The organism is Proteus myxofaciens ATCC 19692 (assembly GCF_001654855.1).
In the GTDB taxonomy this organism is placed as follows: Bacteria; Pseudomonadota; Gammaproteobacteria; order Enterobacterales; family Enterobacteriaceae; genus Proteus; species Proteus myxofaciens.
On the sequence record NZ_LXEN01000033.1, the window covers coordinates 1 to 18156 of the forward strand.

Sequence of the window (18156 nt, forward strand, 5' to 3'; positions counted from 1 at the left end):
GTTAATCCCCATATTTTTTTACTTGGATACTCCGAAAAATGTGTTTTTATATCTTCATGAACTCGCTTTTGTAAATCAATGCCAATTCCTCGATAGCTACGAATAATAACATCGCTACACACACCATAATTAGCGTGTACATCGCCATTAGGATAATTGATTTTACGATAGGATGAGTTGTAAATAACCACTCTCGGCAAATGCGTTGCATATTCCACCAGCTTTTTAGTTTGTTCTGGAGTTATTGCCTTTACTGTAGTGAATGGAAGAAAAACAAATAAAGATAGGAAATAAATGTTCTTTTTCAAAGAAAAACTCCATAATTTTATTAGTTATTGTTATTAATATTTCTATAAAAACGAATATTAATAATTTGCTAAATAACACTATAAAAATATGGGGTAAATCTTAATTGATTAACTTACATAAAAATCGAGTCTACCTATTGGTAAACTCGATTATTCAAGAATAAAATTGGAATATTATTTTTCTGCTAGTTCAACACAATATGGCTTTTGCGACGTAAACTTGCGAACAGCATATAAATTGCAGTAACGAGTAATACCACAAAGAAGAAGTTCATGATGCCATTATTTTCTTGAGACATAAACATGCCCGCGCCTAATGGCCCAACGGCTGAACCAACGCTATAACTTAATAGCATAACCTGCGTAATAGCGACTATATAACTTGCATTCACATGATCACAAGCCAATGTAATGGCGATAGGATAAAGTGCAAAAGATGACATTCCTAACAATGCTAATGCGACGATCAACACCATATAATCATTAGAAAGATAGGTTATCCCCATAGCAAATACACCAAGTAAACACATCATCGCTAATAGTAATGTTTTGCTCATCACCACAGACAGCTTACTAATAATAGGTTGAACAATCATTCCCCCTAAAATAATAGCCGCCATTAACACACCAATTTGATCGGTGGTAAATTGCCCTTGATTTAATGCCAGTGGCATCATCCCATAAATACTGCCCATTACAACGCCAGAAACCATACAGCCCACCAATGCGGCTTTATTTAAACGGTTCATCTGTTTTAATGACAAACTTTTATGAACATGACCTTGAGGCTGTCCATTTTTAAAAAACAAAGGTGGCATTACCGCAATCAATAATAAGACAAATACGACAGAAAATGGAATTGCACCTTGAGTACCAATGGCCCCAATAGCGAGCTGTCCTAATGTTGTTCCGCCATACAGTGATGTCATATAAAAGCCTAAGCGTTTAGCTCGCTCTTTAGGATTATCACCAATTAATAACCATGATTCGACAACAACAAAGATACCTGCTACAGCCATACCACCAATAAAACGCGATACCATCCATACAGATAAATAAGGCATTAATGGTAAAATACTGACAGTCAATGCCAGCAATAATAAAAATACAACAAAAGAGAGACGATGCCCTATTCTTGCAATAATGGGTTCAATCATAACTGACCCCATTAACAGGCCGATAAAATAAATACTTGCTAACCAGCTAGCATAAAAAGTATCTATTCCAAAACTATCCATAGATAGTGGAATTAAACTCATTAAATAGCCTGATGCAATAGCAAATATCGTTAACCCAGCCACAGGTACTAACGTACTGTCACCTTTGCGTACCAAAGTAGTGTTCTGTTTCACTACCCTCGTCTCCACACTAAAAGCAGTTGATAATGGGCTGTTTTCTCGAAGTCAGGTATTGACCCGCCTTTCATCTAGGAAAGATGAAAGAACAAGGATGAAAACAGTGGTTGGCGTCCCTATATTTCAGGAGACGCGAATATAGCGCTTAACTATTAATAAATAAAATTATAAAAACTAATGCCAGAAAACAATTTTACTTATGTTATCTCTATTATCGCCCTTTTAATGAAAAAGAGTAGCCCTCTTGAGGACTTTATTTTTATAAAATAAGATTATTACTAGATTAATACCCATAATAGAAATAGATAAAAATACGTAGATAAATGAAGTACTGCCCTATTTCTAAAAATAAGGCAGTGGAAATAAAAACTCTGTAAAATATTACTCAGCGCTATTACTTACAGCTATCGTAATCGCATCAGGTATAGAGCCACCATGTGTTTTACCTTTTAAAAGATGAAAATCACATAATTTTCCTGCTTCAGATAAGTAATCGCATAATTGGCGCGCAGTTAGCCAACTACTACGCTCTTTGTAATTTTGGCGTTGTTCTTCACTCATCTTGTTAAGATCAGGCATTTCTTCTTTTTCGCCTAATGTTATTGTCACTGCAATATCATTAGGAATAATTTGCCATTTATCTTTAGTTACCCATTCACCTTTACCCCACCATAAAGAAGGACTCGCTGCGGTGTAATGCTGAAAAGACTCAGGATGATTAAATAAAACATATAAAGTGAATACACCACCAAAAGAGTGACCAAATAACGATTGTTTTGTCACAGTGATATCGTTTTGTTTTAACTGCGCTAATGCATAGGGTTTTACCTGAGTTAAGATAAACTGGTAAAAGTTTTCTGCATTGCCACCTTTGCTAAATTCCTCACCAGAAACGTTAGGTGTATAATCACGTGTTCTTTCATTAATAAAATAGGCTTTATCACCGACATAACCCACGCTAACAATTGCAGGTAATGACTTCATATCTTGTTTTATCGTTTCATTAACAATAAGCGGAAATTGTGCATTACCATCAACGCTATAAATAAGCGTTGTTTTATCAATCTCTTTCATTGTTTTAGGAATAGCTAAAAAAATGCGGTAGAGGTTCCCCTGATAACTCATCTCTTTTTCATTAATATGATAATAAGATATTGCTTGAGGTTCAATTTCAGGAACCACTTGGTTGGGTCTTGCTTGAGCAACGGCTGATAACATAACTATTCCAAATAACATCAGTATTCGCATAAATCAGATACTCTGTCAGTAATATAAAAAATAAAATATAGAATTATTCTTGATATAAAAATAAACCTCATTTTTATATGAGGTTTATTTATATCAGTATAAGTTAGAAACTATATTTAATATTTGCCCAATAACGGCGTCCTTCGTCAACAACCCAGTTACCACCGTTGTCATTTACAGCAGGACCTGTTTCATCTGTAATATTTAATACAGCCATATTTAGCATCGTATTTTTATTAAAGTTATAGGTCATACCTAAATCAAAAGTGGTGTATCCACTACGATAACGAGGACCAGTAAAACCATTACGTTGTGCAGCCCATACTTGTTTACCTGTATATGCGGTATTAGCATAGAAACTCATTGCTTCATCAAATTGCCAATCAATACGCGCATTTGCACTGTGTTTTGGTGTCATATCTAAAGGATAACCTTTTAATGATTCACCTGAGCCCAATTTCTCATCATCACTTTTACGTTTTGAATTGATATACGTATAGTTCGCACTGATTCTCCACGCTTGTGCAATAGGGAACGCAATAGATGTTTCAATACCTTTAATGTTCGCTTTACCAACATTATTATATTCATAGAGTTTTAAGCCAGTAATAGGATCAATTTCGCCAGTATCATAGTTCGTTAACTTATCTTTAAATTCTGTATTAAAGAAAGTCAGGTTAGCTGTAATGCCGTCACCGTTATCATAACCTACACCAATTTCTTCACTGACTGAGGTTTCTGGTTTGAGATCACGGTTGCCGTACATAATGGCACGGCCTTTCTCTGTCGATGTACCATATTCAGGACTAATTTCTCGTAAGCTTGGGGCTTTAAATGCTTTTGCAATTCCGCCTTTTAACGTAAATTCATCAGTTAAATGATAAACAGCGTAGGCACGTGGATTCCAATGATTGCCATAATATTCATGATCATCTAAACGAATTCCCCCTGTTAAAGCGAGATCGTCAGTGACACTATATTCATTTTCAAGAAATAACGCTTTTTGATCAGCCGTGATCGTAGAGTTTTTAATTCCCTTTCCTGTTGATGACTCATCCTTTAAACGTGCATATTGATATTGACCACCAAAGGTCATTACGTTACTAGGTAAAAATGCAGTAAATTTTGCATCAACAACTGTATTGGTTATTTCAGGGCGACGATCTTCATAATATTCGTGACGTTCTTTGGTTGTTTTATCAATAGATTCTGTTTTTGTAATTCGCTTGGTTTGTTCTTGATAAACACTCAATTCTGAATGCAGAATATCAAATTGATTTTTATACGTTAATGCCCAATGATTACGATCATTATTTGTCTCAAGCATTTTATTTTCATCAGCTTTACCACCACGAATAGTAAACTGACTCATAGATTTACCAGGCGTTGTAGTACGTTGTAATGTAGTACGACCTGCTTCTAATAAAATAGTTTGGTTATCAGTCGGGGTGAAAGCTAATTTTGCCGTAATATTCTTATTATTATTTTTACCTTGGCCATAAACAATTTTATCTTCTTGACGTAAATAACCGCCACCATAAAGCTGTAAACCTAATTTATTTTCAATTAATGGTCCTGATAAATAGAAGTCGCCATCAATAGAATCACCCGCATCACGGTTATGCTGTAATGTACCACCTACGCCAACAGAACCATGCCATTCTTTAGTAACAGGTTTGGTGATAATATTTATTACCCCACCCATAGCATCAGAACCATAAAGAGAAGACATTGGTCCACGTATAACCTCTATTCGCTCAATGGCATCAATGGGAGGCATAAAACTACCTTCAAAACCACCACTTCCATTAGGGCGCGATTCACGGCTATTTTGGCGTTTACCATCAACTAAAATTAGCGTGTAGTCACCAGGTAAACCACGAATAGTAATATCCTGTTTATTGGCATTACCATTGACGCTGACGCCTTCAACCCCTTTTACCGCATCACCAAGATCATGAATTGGCTTTTGGGTTAGTTGTTCTTTATTGATAACAGTAATACTTGCTGGTGCATCAGTAATTTGCTGAGAAAAGCCCGACGCTGATACGACTAATCTTTCTTCTTGATTTTCTTGTGCGTATAGCGGATATGAGGCAGATAAGATGCAGGCGGTAAGAACGCCTAGTTTATAGTTCATAGTAATTCCCTGAAAATAGCATAATAAGCACACAAATGAGAATCATTGATATTATCGTAATCATTTATTGATGAGAATGAATTTCTTTTACTCTATAGTGTTTTTTTTTAATCTGTATCAATGCAAAATTAGAACATCGTCACTAAATTATTTTTATAAATATGCACCAAAAAAAACAGATGATAAAAAATCATCTGTTTTTTCTTTTAACTACGTATTTAATTTAATGAATTACCAGAATAATGCGTAAAGAACACATAAGATAATCATGATTATATAAGAGGAAATATTAAAACCACTTTGTGTTTTAAAGGTATTGTTTGTTAGAACAATTGCACCAAGGCTGTCATCTGTTTTTGTTGAAGTCAAACTCACTAAGCCGATAACCACAGTGGTAAATATAAAGGTATAAAGCATCTGATCAAGGAATGGCATTTCTAGTGGCATAAGTTTTAAAAATAATGCAAACGGGATAGATAACACCACACCAATGATAGCCCCTTTGGCATTAGTTTTTTTCCAGAAAAGCCCTAGTAAGAATACGGCTAAAATACCTGGACTGACTAAACCTGTATACTCTTGAATATATTGGAATGCCTGATCAATACCACCTAATAATGGTGCAACAAAACATGCAATAATTAATGCAACAACAGCACTAATACGACCTACATTAACTAAATGCGTTTCAGAGGCTTTTGGCCCAATATATTCTTTGTAAATATCCATCGTAAAAATAGTCGCGATAGAATTCAGCATAGAAGCTAAAGAAGAAACAATAGCAGCTGCAAGGGCTGCAAATACGATACCTTTAGCACCTACAGGTAAAAATTGAGTTAACCAAGGATACGCTTTATCAGCTTGAGCTAATGTTGGCGTATGTTCTTGTGCCATCGTACCTAAGCCTGCCATTAATTCTGGGTTTGTTGTTATAACAAAAGCAGCGATACCAGGAACGACAACTAAAATAGGCACAATTAATTTTAAAAAGGCTGCAAATACCAATCCTTTTTGTGCTTCATTAATAGATTTAGCTGCTAATGCACGCTGAATAATATATTGGTTAAAACCCCAATAATATAAATTAGCTACCCATAACCCACCTATTAATACGGCGATACCTGGTAAGTTCGTAAATTGAGGATTATCTTTTTCTAAGATCATTTTAAAGTGATCTGGTGCGGCCTCTGTCATTTTATTTAAGCCTTCAAATATACCGCCATCACCACCGATATAACTGACAGCTAATACCGTTGTAAATAAGCCTCCCAATATTAAAAAGAAAACTTGAACAACATCAGTCCATGCTACAGCAGAAAGCCCACCATAGAGTGAATAAACAACAGCAAATAACGCTAAACCAATAATGGCGTACATCATTGGTATGCCAAGAATAGTTTCTAACGCTAATGAACCTAAATATAATACAGATGTTAAGTTCACAAAAATAAATAATGCTAGCCAAAACACAGCAAGAATGGTTTTTAAATTACGGCTTTTAAAACGGTTTTCAACAAATTCAGGGATGGTGTAAATCCCTTTTTCAATAAAAACAGGAAGAAAATATTTCGCAACAATAATTAATGTTAACGCCGCCATCCATTCATAAGAAGCAATTGCTAAACCAATTGAAAAACCAGAGCCAGACATACCAATAAATTGCTCTGCAGAAATATTTGCTGCAATAAGTGATGAACCAATTGCCCACCATGGTAGAGTTTTACCCGCAAGGAAATAATCCTTTGTTCCTTTTTTTTCTCCATCCTTACTGCGAGATACCCACAAACCAAGACTAACAATAATGACGACATAGAGGGCAAAGATTGCATAGTCTATTGTGCCTAAACCAACACTTTCTGTATGCATAATAATTTTCCTTTCAGACTCATTAGAGAGAATAGGAAATCAATGTAAACGTTTTCATTTAACGTTTCCGTTACTCTGTTCACAATTTTACCGCCAATTAGGTATTTCTTAGTATAAATGAATAAAATAAACCTCTAATCTTGTAATCACCTATCAACTAACAGTAAAAAACATTATTTCACTTCAGAAAATAAAATACTTAACATCCTTATTTATAACGAAAAAACCAGTGATAACGATTACATTATTAAAAAATAAAGACAATAAACTCTCAATTAATACAATAATTAAGAGTTTTTTATTATTAAATTATCGAACAGTAGGTAGGAAAATAATGGGACTAAATACGATGGTTAAGATTATAAACAGAATTACGTTGTACTAATGTTGGTGAAAAAATAGATTGTTTTTGTTTTAATACTTCACCACAAGAAAGCTTTATCGCTAATATCGCAGCTTGTTCTGCCATTATCTGAATGGGATAACGTACAGTTGTCAAACGAGGATGAATGTAACGCGCAATTAAAACATCATCAAAACCAATAACTGATATTTTCTCAGGAACGGCAATTTCATTCTCATCAAGCACACACAGAGCACCAGCCGCCATAAAATCGTTGTATGCAACAACAGCAGTAAAATCGATAGATTTGGTTAATAGGTTTGTCATCGCGTATTCACCACCCTCACCTTCAGGCTCACCATAAGCAATATAACTTTCAGATAACTCAATATGGTGAGCACTCAATGCGGCCTTATACCCTGCCATTCGTTGTGTAGCATCTTCAATATGATGGGTAGAAGAAATATAAGCTATATTCGTATGACCTTGACGAATGAGATGTTCTGTTGCAATCCATGCTCCTTTATAGTTATCAAGTGCAATACAGCGCTCTGCAATTTCAGGAATAAAGCGATTAATTAGCACCATGCTTTTCACTTCATTAGCATAAGCGAGTAACTCTTCATCACTCAACGCTTTAGAGTGAATAACTAATCCATCACAACGACTATTAATTAATAACTCAATTGATTGACGTTCATCTTGTGCATTGTGATAACCATTACATACAAGAATATGTTTTCCTGCCTCTCTGGCAATATTGTCCACAGCTTTAACTAACGTACCAAAGAAAGGATCTGAAACATCGTGAACTAAAACACCTAATGTTTGTGTACTTTGACTCACTAACGCACGTGCTGCTGCATTGGGGCGATAACCGAGTTTTCGCATTGCCGCATTAACAGTATCTATTGATGCTTGGCTTGCTTTAGGCGAATGATTAATCACTCGTGATACGGTAGCAACTGAAACGCCTGCTTCTTTTGCTACATCTTTGATAGTCGCCATATTTATCCCATCGATTATTCTCTATTGACAAAATAGAGTTAACCTACTGTTAATATACAAATAAAGTATAGAAAAATAAAATAATAGGAATAATTATCAGTGAATAGGGCAAAATAAAAAAGTGAAAAAATCAAATAAGTGTTCAAAAGGAAAGCGTTTACACTTTCCTTTTATAATTACTTATAAAACTTATAGATTGTTTGGCTATTCCACGGTTTATTAGCACAAAGAATACCTTGATTCTCAGCCCACTCAGGGTGATTAGGCCCATCAGGGAAATATTGTGTTTCTAGTGCTAATCCAGAATAATCACTATAACGACGAGTTTTCCCTTTTGTACCAGAAAGGAAATTACCGGTATAAAATTGAACGGAAGGCATTGTGGTAAATACATCCATTTTTAACTCGCCTTCTGGCGCAATAACGGTTGCGATAGCTTTTTCATCACTCTTTTTCGTCTCTAAGACAAAAGCATGATCATAACCTTTAGCCGCTTTTTGGCATTCATCAGCCATAAAATCAAGACCAATACGTTTTAATTTACGAAAATCAAAACTAGTTCCTGCAACATCCACCAGCTCACCAGTAGGAATATTACCCTCTCCATTTTTAAGATAATGGGATGCGTTAATCATCAGATCATGCTCGAGTGCAGTGCGTGTTGTCGGCTCACCAGCGAGGTTGAAATAGGCATGATTTGTTAAGCTTAAAGGCGTTGCTTTATCGCTGATGGCGTAATAATCAATTTTAACCTGATTATCATCAGTTAATGTATAGGTTACACGAATATCAACATTACCAGGAAAGCCTTGATCACCATCAGGAGAATTTAGCGTAAATGTGACTGATTGTGGTTTTTTTTCAGCAATAACCCAGCGACAATAACTATAGTTATGCTTACCACCATGTAGGGTATTTTTTCCTTCATTAGCTGAAATTTGATAGCGCTTTCCATTCAGCGAGAATTCAGCCCCAGCAATACGATTCGCAAATCGCCCTACCGTTGCGCCTAAATACGCGGTTTGTTGACGATGTGCATTCATATCATATGCGCCTAAAAGTACATCTCTTTTAGTACCATTCACAGGAATAAGGCAAGTAAGCCAAGTTGCACCAATATCCATCAGTGAAATCGACATACCTAAACGATTTTTTAGCACAACAACTTGAGCGGGTTTACCATCCCACGCTAATTGTTTTGTCATCTGTTCTGGCTCAAAAGTACGAGAGTCATTATTTATCATTATTTTATCTCCATAACGCCTGCACCTTGGCTAGCAGAGCAGACATAAATAGTTTCTTTTAAGCCTGTTTGAGCTTGATATTGAGTTTCAACTATTTGAATTACTTTATCAACTAACTCTGGAGTGACTAAGGCAACGACACAACCGCCAAAACCACCGCCTGTCATTCTGACGCCACCTTTATCCCCTATCACCGATTTAATAATATCAACTAATGCATCAACTTCTTTGACTGTGATTTCAAAATCATCACGCATAGAAATATGCGATTGCATCATTAGCTGGCTTAATGTGGTGAGATCATTATTTTTTAATGCTTTGGTGGCTTCTAAAGTACGTTGGTTTTCACTAATAACGTGACGAGCACGACGATAAACCTCATCACTCATCCTCTCTTTTTTCGCTAGCAAATCTTCAAGCGTTGCATCTCTTAATGCTTTTACATTTAAAATATTCGCAGCATCTTCACACTGTTGACGGCGAGTATTATATTCACTGTCTACTAAACCACGTTTTTTATTTGTGTTAATAATCATGACGACTTTATTATTAGGAATATTGACAGCCGTTGTTTCAAGTGAGCGACAATCAATTAATAATGCATGGTCTTTTTCACCACAAGCGGAAATAAGCTGATCCATAATCCCACAATTGCAGCCGACAAAATGGTTCTCTGCTTTTTGACCAATAAGTGCAATTTCTTTTTGGCTAATTTTTAATTGATATAATGTCTTTACAGTTTGACCAATGGCCACTTCTAATGCAGCAGAAGAGCTTAATCCCGCGCCTTGAGGAACATTTCCTGATATAGCGAGATCCATACCGCCAAATTGATAGTTTTCTTTTTGCAAAAAGTGAATAACACCACGAACATAATTCGCCCACATTTTATTAGGAAGAAACTCAATAGGTGCATCTAAATTAAATTCATCAATTTCATCTTGATAATCCACTGCGACTACGCGAATAAGATTATCTTTACGTTTTGCGCTGGCAACCACCATGTAATAATCAATTGCACAAGGCAGAACAAATCCATCATTATAATCTGTATGCTCACCAATAAGATTTACTCTTCCTGGTGCCTGAATAAAATGCGTTGGCTTATAACCAAAAGCGGTTGAAAATGAATGAGCCACATTATCAATGAGAGTCTGCATAATTCATCCTTAACTTAAAATTAAGTAATAACAATCTATTACATCACATTAATCTGATGTATTTTTCTTACACAATATTTTCTACGCAATAAATCACGAGTATATTTAAAAGTAGCGCGAGTGTTTAATTAACCTTGCTCTTTATAATGAATATCGCTTAATTGACGTAAATTATTCGCAGCTTGTTCTGGCGTTAAATCTCTTTGTGGCTCAGCCAACATTTCATACCCCACCATAAATTTACGCACTGTCGCTGAACGTAATAAAGGTGGATAAAAAAGCGCATGTAATTGCCAATGGTCGATATTGACATCATCTTTAAAGAAAGGTGCAAAATGCCAGCCCATAGAATAAGGGAATGAACAATGAAATAAATTATCATAACGACTGGTTAATTTTTTTATTGCAAGCGCCAAATCATTGCGTTGACTCTCATTTAATTCACTCATTCTTCGAATATGCATTTTAGGCAATAATAACGTTTCATAAGGCCAAGCAGCCCAATAAGGCACAACGGCTAACCAGTATTGTGTTTCCACAACAGTACGACTACCCTCTTTACTTTCAGCCTCAACATAATCCATTAATAAATTACGACCATATTTTTCAAAATAGGCTTTTAAATGCGCTTCTTTTTGTGCTAATTCATTAGGTAAAAAATCACTTGCCCAAATTTGTCCATGAGGATGCGGCTGAGAGCACCCCATTGTTTCGCCTTTATTCTCAAAAACTTGTACCCAAAGATATTCTTTACCTAATTCGGTAATTTGATTATCCCAAGTATCAACAATATGGCGGATTTGATTAATAGATAATTCAGGAAGCGTTTTATTATGCAACGGTGAAAAGCAGACTACACGACTAATGCCTTTTACTGCTTGTGTTTGAAATAAAGGATTCGTTGAAGATTCAACTGAGACATCTTCTGGTAATAATGCGGAGTGATCGTTATTAAAAACATAAGTTCCCGCATAATCAGGATTTTTATCGCCTGAAACACGGGTATTATTAGGACATAAATAGCAATTAGGATCATAAGAGGGAAGCGTCGCAATCTGAGGTTTTTCATCTTTGCCATTCCACGGTCGTTTTGCTCTATGTGGTGAAACTAAAATCCATTGGCCAGTTAATGGATTATAACGACGATGAGGATGCTCTACGGGATCAAAAATCAGTTTTGACATAATCTTCTCTCTTATACATTAAAGATTATCTGATAACGCGTATTTATGATTTCAGATAACCATTAGGATTCTTTTGTTGCCAGCGCCATGCATCAGCAGCCATATCATCAATTGAGCGAATCGCTTTCCAATGCAAATCTTTTTGCGCTTTTGCTGGGCTTGACCAACATTCAGCAATATCCCCTGTACGACGGGCTTGTAATTCATAAGGGATATCTTTACCACTAGCTTTACGAAATGCATCAATCATTTCAATTACGCTTGTGCCATTACCAGTCCCTAAATTATAAATATGTAAACCTGCTTTTTGTCCTAATACATTTAATGCGGCCACGTGACCATCAGCAAGGTCCATTACATGGATATAATCGCGAACACCGGTACCGTCTTTAGTCGGATAATCATGACCAAATACCGCAACTTTCTCACGACGACCAATAGCAACTTGTGCAATATAAGGTGTTAAATTATTAGGAATACCTTTAGGATCTTCCCCCATCGTGCCTGATGGATGTGCACCTACAGGATTAAAATAACGTAATAAGCTAATCGACCAGCTTTCATCTGCAATATTTAAATCAGATAAAATCCGCTCAACCATATATTTACTAGTGCCGTAAGGATTTGTTGTTCCACCGATTGGAGATTCTTCAGTTAAAGGCACAGATTGAGGATCACCATAAACGGTTGCTGATGAGCTAAAAATAATGCTTTTTATACCGGCATCACGCATACAACGAACTAATACAAGCGTACCATTCACGTTGTTATCATAATATTCAATCGGCTTTTGCACTGATTCACCAACGGCTTTTAATCCTGCAAAATGAATAACTGATTGAATAGAATGTGTTGAAAAAATAGAAGCTAATAGCTTTTCATCGCGAATATCCCCTTGATAAAAAAGAGGACGTTTTCCTGTAAGCACTTCAATACGATTAAGCACTTCTTCATTAGCATTGCTGAGATTATCTAAAATAATTGGTGTCATGCCCGCTTGCATCATTTGTACACAAGTATGACTCCCAATATATCCCATACCACCTGTCACTAAAATTTCCACATTCACCTCTTTTGTGTCATTTCAAAGGAAAAGCATAAGGCGGTTTCAGTTGATTGATATAAATCTTACCAAGTTCAACAAAATCATTTCGTGATCAAACCGACATTTAGTGTAAACGTTTACACCGCTTTTCAATGTATTCATTTTTTATTAAATCTGCTATTTCAATCTATTCTATATAACAAATAATACTGTATTTGTTACTTCAATCTGACTGAACAAATTAAAAGTAACCGATTACATACTGTCTAATATGCTAATTATATGATAAAAATAATATTAATGTGCCTTTATCATACATGAATAAGACCATCTCTAATATATTTGTAAAGGATAAGAATGCTCTTAATAAAAGGATTAAATAGAAAATAGATTAGAGCATAATAACTAATTTAATTTGGAGAACAATATGAAACCAACTGTTGTGGTCTATCAAGATCTTCCTGAAAAATTGTATAAAAAACTCGCTAATATTGCCGATATTAAGCAGTTTAATTCACTTTCTTTTGATGATACGAATTTTAAAGAGGCACTTGCTCAAGCTTCAGGATTATTAGGCGCGGGTGGTAAAATTGATAAATATTTTATTGAAAAAGCACCTCACTTAAAAGCAGTATCCACCATATCTGTTGGCTATGATAATATCGATGTCAAAGCATTAACTGAACACAATATAAAATTAATGCATACACCTACTGTATTAACAGAGACGGTCGCTGATACCATGATGGCGTTGGTATTATCGGTTTCAAGACGTATCCCAGAATTAGCAAATGATGTAAAGCAAGGTTTATGGACGAAAAGTATTACGCCAGACTGGTATGGTACTGATGTTCATCATAAAAAAATGGGTATTATTGGTATGGGCCGTATTGGCAAAGCACTAGCTCAGCGCGCTCATTTTGGTTTTAATATGGATATTCTTTACCACTCAAGAACAGAATATAACGACGTTAATAATAAATTCAACGCACAATATTGTACTTTAGAGTATTTATTAAAGCATTCTGATTTTGTGTGTATTACCTTACCCTTAACAGCACAAACACAACATTTAATAAGTAAAAAACAATTTGAACAAATGAAACCAGAGGCCTTTTTAATTAATGCTGGTCGTGGTGCAGTTGTTGATGAAAAAGCATTAATTGATGCATTAGAACAAAAAGAAATTGCAGGTGCTGGTCTTGATGTCTTTGAAAAAGAACCATTACCAACATCATCACCTCTATTAACCATGAAAAACGTTGTTGCTGTCCCTCATATAGGATCTGCAACTAAAGAAACACGTTACGCCATGGCTGAATGCGCTGTCGATAATCTAATTTCAGCGCTTAATAATGATGTAAAAGAAAATTGCGTTAATTTTTAATGAATAGATAAAATAAAGGACTAATGATAAATTTTTATTAGTCCTTTATTTTTAAAAAGTTAATATGCAGGATCAACATGTACCATAACGCTTAATATTTGTTTATTTGTTAATACACGATTACGAGCATTAACCACAATATCATGGCTATTTCTAACAGTCAGTTCCCCGTTAATTTCTAAATGCACATCAACTAATAAATAATCGCCAGCTCGACGGGTTTTTAAATCATGAACACCCAGCACACCAGGAGTAGAAAGTAACGCTTGCGTTATTTCTTCGAGTGTTTCTTCATCAGCGCCTCTATCCATTAAATCTTGCAAAGCTTGATAGGTAAAACGCCATCCCATACGGCCTACAAATATACCAACAATTAATGCGGCAAGAGGGTCAAAAAATTTATATCCTGCAAGATTTCCGATAATACCAATAGCAACAACAAGTGAAGATGCGGCATCAGAGCGGGCATGCCAAGCATTGGCAATTAACATATTTGAATCGACTTTTTTTGCCACTCTTAACATATAGCGAAATAAGCCTTCTTTTGCGATTAATGCAAATAGAGCAACATATAAAGCAATGCTATGTACTTCAGGAATAGATGAAGGATCCCAGATTTTATGAATAGCTGAAATAACCATCCCTATTCCAACCATTAATAAAATAGTGCCTAAAATAAGTGAGGCGGCATTTTCATAACGTAAATGTCCATAAGGATGATCGGCATCTGGTTTTCTCTGACTTCCTTTATTAGCGATTAATACGACAAAGTCAGCAACAAGATCAGAAAGTGAATGTATTCCATCGGCAATAAGCCCTTGAGAATGTGAAATAAATCCTATGATTATTTGCCAAAATGCCAAAAAGATATTAACAAAAACACTAACTAAGGTGCTTTTCTTTGCTACTTTAAATTTTAGTAACTGATTCTGCTCAGTATTTTCTAACTCAATATCATCAATATGATTGCGTTTCATAATAAAAATCTTATTTGAGTTTAAATAGCCTACCCTATTTCCATTAGATAAATAGAGTACAATAGGTTATTACAGGTTCCATAACTCATTGGTAAGGATAAAGGCGACTCTGAATAACAATCCTGTTTAAGGACTAAGATTGCTGTCCAGACATCATATTGAGATGTCATTGGCAAATAATATGCCATACATAGTTAAGTCTGTCTTCCATTTTTATCAATAATATCTGATAGATACAGAACAAAAATATTATTGATAATCATTATCTTATACATTTCGTCTCAACGCTTTAAATACTTTTATTGCTATAAATAGGATGAACAGAAATTATTTTTTGTTCTCAATAAGTTACACTACTGGACTTAATAGTCTTTTATTTATAATATTATTTTAGATAGTTTTTTGCTTTTTATTTATTGATATCTAAAGTATTAAATAATGATTTTCACTCTTATTTAGAATCTAGGTCACAACCCTTTTTTCTACATTAAGAGATAATATTTTAAACTAATATTAAGTGAGGCATTTTATGTATAAAAAAATTCTAGTTCCAATTGATATTCTAGAAGACGAACTTTCACAGGAACTGATCACACATATTGAACAAATTGCCAAAGTGGGAAAACCAGAGATCCACTTCCTCACTGTTATTCCTAATGCTGAACTTTTCTTCGGTATCGAATTTGCTGCTATTCCTGAAAAATTCAAAGACTCATCAGAACGTACACGCCTTGCCTTTATCGCACTGGAAGACATGATTAAAGATGCAAAAATTCCTGATGAACAAATTGTCTGCAATGTTGGCGTTGGTAATGCAAAAGATGAAATTTTAGAATATGCTCGCCAAATAGATGCTGATCTTATCGCTATTGCATCTCATCGCCCTAATGTCTCTTCTTATTTATTAGGCTCAACAGCATCATCTATTGTGCGCCATGCACAAATGTCTGTACTTGTTATTCGCTAATATATTTCAGTAAAGACTAAAATAAAAAAGCCCTTGATGAATTAATCACAAGGGCTTTTTAAGTTAATCTTTTAAGCTAAGCCATTTACGCTATCGCGTTAATATATCGACTTTAAATAACATTCTATTTTTGAATGGTATCTTTCATTTCGCCATTAGTAGACCAAATACGGTATTTAACATCTACGTCAGTTGGCGCATATACGACGATTGGCAGTTTGCTATTATATCGAGTAAAGGCATCTTGACCCAGAAATGCGCTAACAAATGCTGGTTTTTTAGTGTTATCCATGCATCCCATTAATGTAGACATTGGACCTTTTAAATCACTAACAACGTAGTAATTGTAACCCCAACCTTCTAAATCTTTGCTTTTCAACTCAGCGCCGAAGGATTGGTGATTACAATCTACCATGATTTCTTTACCAACAATTAACTCAACTTGGTAATTATCTTCATTATCTATTTTATCTAATTCGATAACATGACGAACTTGATTTTTTTCGGCTTTAGGAAAAGGTGCTAATTGTTTTTCTAAGCTTTCTGTCGCTTTTTTATCAACAGCTTGTGCTGCACATGCAGATAAAGACATAGCCGCTACTAAAGATAATATTACTTTATTCATTAATTTCTCCAAGTTTCTAGCGAACTATTCGCTATTAATAATATTAGCCTAGATGTTTATATTAGTAATCATCTTATAAGCTAATATTTATTGTGAATAATGCTAGCATCTTAAGAGATATTGCTTTGAGTGGATAAATCTGAATATTTGTTAAAGAAAATCTATGAATTATTCATGAAATGTAAATTTGTGAGATATCACCCCACATAATGTTTATCTATGGTTATACTGAAATAGAGATCTCAATTTCTTTTATTAGGAGGTTATATGTTCTCAGACCAACAAACGCTTGTTTCACAATTAAAAGATAGCAATCCTCGCTTTCAAGCCCTTTTTGATAAACATCAACAACTTGATCATGAAATAGCCCAATTAGAAGGGCCCAATGGGGCTGGCTATAATGATAAAGTCATTAAGCTCAAAAAAGAAAAACTTCATTTAAAAGATGAAATGCAAAAAATTATGCAAGACTGTGATAATCAGGCCTAGAACACAGCTTAAATAAAAATAGACATATTTTGAGCGATGACATTTGTCATCGCTTTTTATGATCCAAAGCAAAGTCCTCAACGCCAAAAGTTGCATAATAAATATATCTTTTATATATTTATATAGGTTAACAATGTCTTCTATACATGGTCATGAAGTTTTGCATCTTATTTTATCATCAAAAAAAGCGTTTACGAAGGCATCACTGATAGACACCATTCATCAGCAATTTGGCCGCGATGCTTGTTTTCATACTTGCTCAGCAGAAAATATGACCGCAGCAGAGCTTGTCAATTTTCTAGAGAAAAAAGGGAAGTTTATTCCTGCTGATGGCGGTTTTACTACCAGCGAAAATAAGATCTGTAAGCATTAATTTATTAATATTTGATCCATCTAATATTTAATAATATGGATTGCCAGTTATTTATATTTAAATTCAATATAGAACTCATCAGAATAAGTTATTTGCTGGCAATCTATTCATCTTAAAAAAGAGCAATTATGATCCTTCTTCATCAGTTTGTAGCCAAGCATCGTCTTCCCAAACATTTTGGATAAGTTCCATTATATGGTCATGCTTAGTTTCATCCTTAACGCCAGTAACCTGAATCGAATTCATACTGCTAAAACCAATACGGAACTGCATATCTGGATAATCTGGTATAATTTTTTTTCTAAGTTCATGCTCTAAAATCGGAAATAATGAGTCTGATACCTTAGATTGTTTACTAAATAAAATTTCTACACGCATTGGATTCACCATAAAAAGGCAAAATAAACTGTATATAAATACAGTATTATATTATTGAA

Annotated in this window: 17 protein-coding genes; 4 read left to right on the plus strand and 13 right to left on the minus strand. The window is 34.8% G+C overall.

Features of this window, described 5'->3' with window-relative positions:
* The 10 genes from M983_RS03850 to galE all read right to left on the minus strand — a co-directional run.
* The coding region (locus M983_RS03850; protein ID WP_245684007.1) for a DUF1287 domain-containing protein at nucleotides 1-308 on the minus strand (308 nt) is incomplete at its 3' end.
* Nucleotides 309-493: 185 nt separating this feature from the next.
* On the minus strand, nucleotides 494-1660 hold the full coding sequence (locus M983_RS03855) for an MFS transporter (protein ID WP_066747304.1): 1167 nt from the start codon (nucleotides 1658-1660) through the stop codon (nucleotides 494-496).
* A gap of 384 nt (nucleotides 1661-2044) precedes the next feature.
* The gene (locus M983_RS03860; protein WP_083954536.1) at nucleotides 2045-2881 is read right to left on the minus strand and encodes an alpha/beta hydrolase; all 837 of its coding nucleotides are present in this window, start codon (nucleotides 2879-2881) and stop codon (nucleotides 2045-2047) included.
* A 133-nt stretch (nucleotides 2882-3014) separates the two neighbouring features.
* The gene (locus M983_RS03865) at nucleotides 3015-5051 is read right to left on the minus strand and encodes an IreA family TonB-dependent siderophore receptor (protein WP_066747309.1); all 2037 of its coding nucleotides are present in this window, start codon (nucleotides 5049-5051) and stop codon (nucleotides 3015-3017) included.
* Between the two features lie 231 nt (nucleotides 5052-5282).
* The gene (locus M983_RS03870) at nucleotides 5283-6917 is read right to left on the minus strand and encodes a sodium/sugar symporter (RefSeq protein WP_066747312.1); all 1635 of its coding nucleotides are present in this window, start codon (nucleotides 6915-6917) and stop codon (nucleotides 5283-5285) included.
* 340 nt (nucleotides 6918-7257) lie between these two features.
* Nucleotides 7258-8268, minus strand: coding sequence for a substrate-binding domain-containing protein (locus tag M983_RS03875; protein ID WP_066747315.1), 1011 nt, complete (start codon nucleotides 8266-8268; stop codon nucleotides 7258-7260).
* 176 nt (nucleotides 8269-8444) lie between these two features.
* Nucleotides 8445-9512, minus strand: a complete 1068-nt coding sequence (gene galM, locus M983_RS03880; protein ID WP_066747320.1) for a galactose-1-epimerase — start codon at nucleotides 9510-9512, stop codon at nucleotides 8445-8447.
* Nucleotides 9512-10672 carry a galactokinase gene (galK, locus tag M983_RS03885; RefSeq protein WP_066747323.1) on the minus strand — a complete coding sequence of 387 codons (1161 nt, stop codon included), beginning with the start codon at nucleotides 10670-10672 and terminating at the stop codon, nucleotides 9512-9514. Before galK ends, galM begins: the two co-directional genes overlap by 1 nt.
* 128 nt (nucleotides 10673-10800) lie before the next feature.
* Nucleotides 10801-11856: a UDP-glucose--hexose-1-phosphate uridylyltransferase gene (locus tag M983_RS03890; protein ID WP_066747326.1), complete on the minus strand. Its 1056-nt coding sequence runs from the start codon at nucleotides 11854-11856 to the stop codon at nucleotides 10801-10803.
* 43 nt (nucleotides 11857-11899) lie between these two features.
* Nucleotides 11900-12919, minus strand: coding sequence for a UDP-glucose 4-epimerase GalE (gene galE, locus M983_RS03895; RefSeq protein WP_066747329.1), 1020 nt, complete (start codon nucleotides 12917-12919; stop codon nucleotides 11900-11902).
* Nucleotides 12920-13328: 409 nt separating this feature from the next.
* Between galE and ghrB the strand changes: the two genes are divergently transcribed.
* A complete protein-coding gene (ghrB, locus tag M983_RS03900; protein WP_066747332.1) occupies nucleotides 13329-14288 on the plus strand; it encodes a glyoxylate/hydroxypyruvate reductase GhrB in 960 nt (319 codons plus the stop codon).
* Nucleotides 14289-14347: 59 nt separating this feature from the next.
* Here the strand turns inward: ghrB and M983_RS03905 are convergent, their stop codons facing one another.
* On the minus strand, nucleotides 14348-15265 hold the full coding sequence (locus M983_RS03905; protein WP_066747335.1) for a cation diffusion facilitator family transporter: 918 nt from the start codon (nucleotides 15263-15265) through the stop codon (nucleotides 14348-14350).
* A gap of 529 nt (nucleotides 15266-15794) precedes the next feature.
* Here M983_RS03905 and M983_RS03910 point away from each other — a divergent pair.
* A complete protein-coding gene (locus M983_RS03910; protein WP_066747338.1) occupies nucleotides 15795-16232 on the plus strand; it encodes a universal stress protein in 438 nt (145 codons plus the stop codon).
* Nucleotides 16233-16356: 124 nt separating this feature from the next.
* On the opposite strand, the gene eco is transcribed toward M983_RS03910, so the two are convergent.
* Entirely contained in the window at nucleotides 16357-16857 is a 501-nt protein-coding gene (gene eco / locus M983_RS03915) for a serine protease inhibitor ecotin (protein ID WP_066747341.1), read from the minus strand.
* Between the two features lie 267 nt (nucleotides 16858-17124).
* Here eco and M983_RS03920 point away from each other — a divergent pair, with 267 nt between their 5' ends.
* The gene (locus M983_RS03920; RefSeq protein ID WP_066747344.1) at nucleotides 17125-17346 is read left to right on the plus strand and encodes a DUF465 domain-containing protein; all 222 of its coding nucleotides are present in this window, start codon (nucleotides 17125-17127) and stop codon (nucleotides 17344-17346) included.
* 133 nt (nucleotides 17347-17479) lie between these two features.
* Nucleotides 17480-17719, plus strand: a complete 240-nt coding sequence (locus M983_RS03925; RefSeq protein ID WP_066747347.1) for a YecH family metal-binding protein — start codon at nucleotides 17480-17482, stop codon at nucleotides 17717-17719.
* 126 nt (nucleotides 17720-17845) lie between these two features.
* Here M983_RS03925 and M983_RS03930 read toward each other — a convergent pair whose 3' ends face one another.
* The gene (locus tag M983_RS03930; protein ID WP_066747350.1) at nucleotides 17846-18097 is read right to left on the minus strand and encodes a DinI-like family protein; all 252 of its coding nucleotides are present in this window, start codon (nucleotides 18095-18097) and stop codon (nucleotides 17846-17848) included.
* Nucleotides 18098-18156 lie beyond the last annotated feature (59 nt).

What these genes read in the sequence shown, in the direction of transcription:
- M983_RS03860 (WP_083954536.1), bottom strand. Translation starts at nt 2,881, where the DNA reads ATGTTATCAGCCGTTGCTCAAGCAAGACCCAACCAAGTGGTTCCTGAA.
- M983_RS03865 (WP_066747309.1), bottom strand. Translation starts at nt 5,051, where the DNA reads ATGAACTATAAACTAGGCGTTCTTACCGCCTGCATCTTATCTGCCTCA.
- M983_RS03870 (WP_066747312.1), bottom strand. Translation starts at nt 6,917, where the DNA reads ATGCATACAGAAAGTGTTGGTTTAGGCACAATAGACTATGCAATCTTT.
- M983_RS03875 (WP_066747315.1), bottom strand. Translation starts at nt 8,268, where the DNA reads ATGGCGACTATCAAAGATGTAGCAAAAGAAGCAGGCGTTTCAGTTGCT.
- galM (WP_066747320.1), bottom strand. Translation starts at nt 9,512, where the DNA reads ATGATAAATAATGACTCTCGTACTTTTGAGCCAGAACAGATGACAAAA.
- galK (WP_066747323.1), bottom strand. Translation starts at nt 10,672, where the DNA reads ATGCAGACTCTCATTGATAATGTGGCTCATTCATTTTCAACCGCTTTT.
- M983_RS03890 (WP_066747326.1), bottom strand. Translation starts at nt 11,856, where the DNA reads ATGTCAAAACTGATTTTTGATCCCGTAGAGCATCCTCATCGTCGTTAT.
- ghrB (WP_066747332.1), top strand. Translation starts at nt 13,329, where the DNA reads ATGAAACCAACTGTTGTGGTCTATCAAGATCTTCCTGAAAAATTGTAT.
- M983_RS03905 (WP_066747335.1), bottom strand. Translation starts at nt 15,265, where the DNA reads ATGAAACGCAATCATATTGATGATATTGAGTTAGAAAATACTGAGCAG.
- M983_RS03910 (WP_066747338.1), top strand. Translation starts at nt 15,795, where the DNA reads ATGTATAAAAAAATTCTAGTTCCAATTGATATTCTAGAAGACGAACTT.
- eco (WP_066747341.1), bottom strand. Translation starts at nt 16,857, where the DNA reads ATGAATAAAGTAATATTATCTTTAGTAGCGGCTATGTCTTTATCTGCA.
- M983_RS03920 (WP_066747344.1), top strand. Translation starts at nt 17,125, where the DNA reads ATGTTCTCAGACCAACAAACGCTTGTTTCACAATTAAAAGATAGCAAT.
- M983_RS03925 (WP_066747347.1), top strand. Translation starts at nt 17,480, where the DNA reads ATGTCTTCTATACATGGTCATGAAGTTTTGCATCTTATTTTATCATCA.
- M983_RS03930 (WP_066747350.1), bottom strand. Translation starts at nt 18,097, where the DNA reads ATGCGTGTAGAAATTTTATTTAGTAAACAATCTAAGGTATCAGACTCA.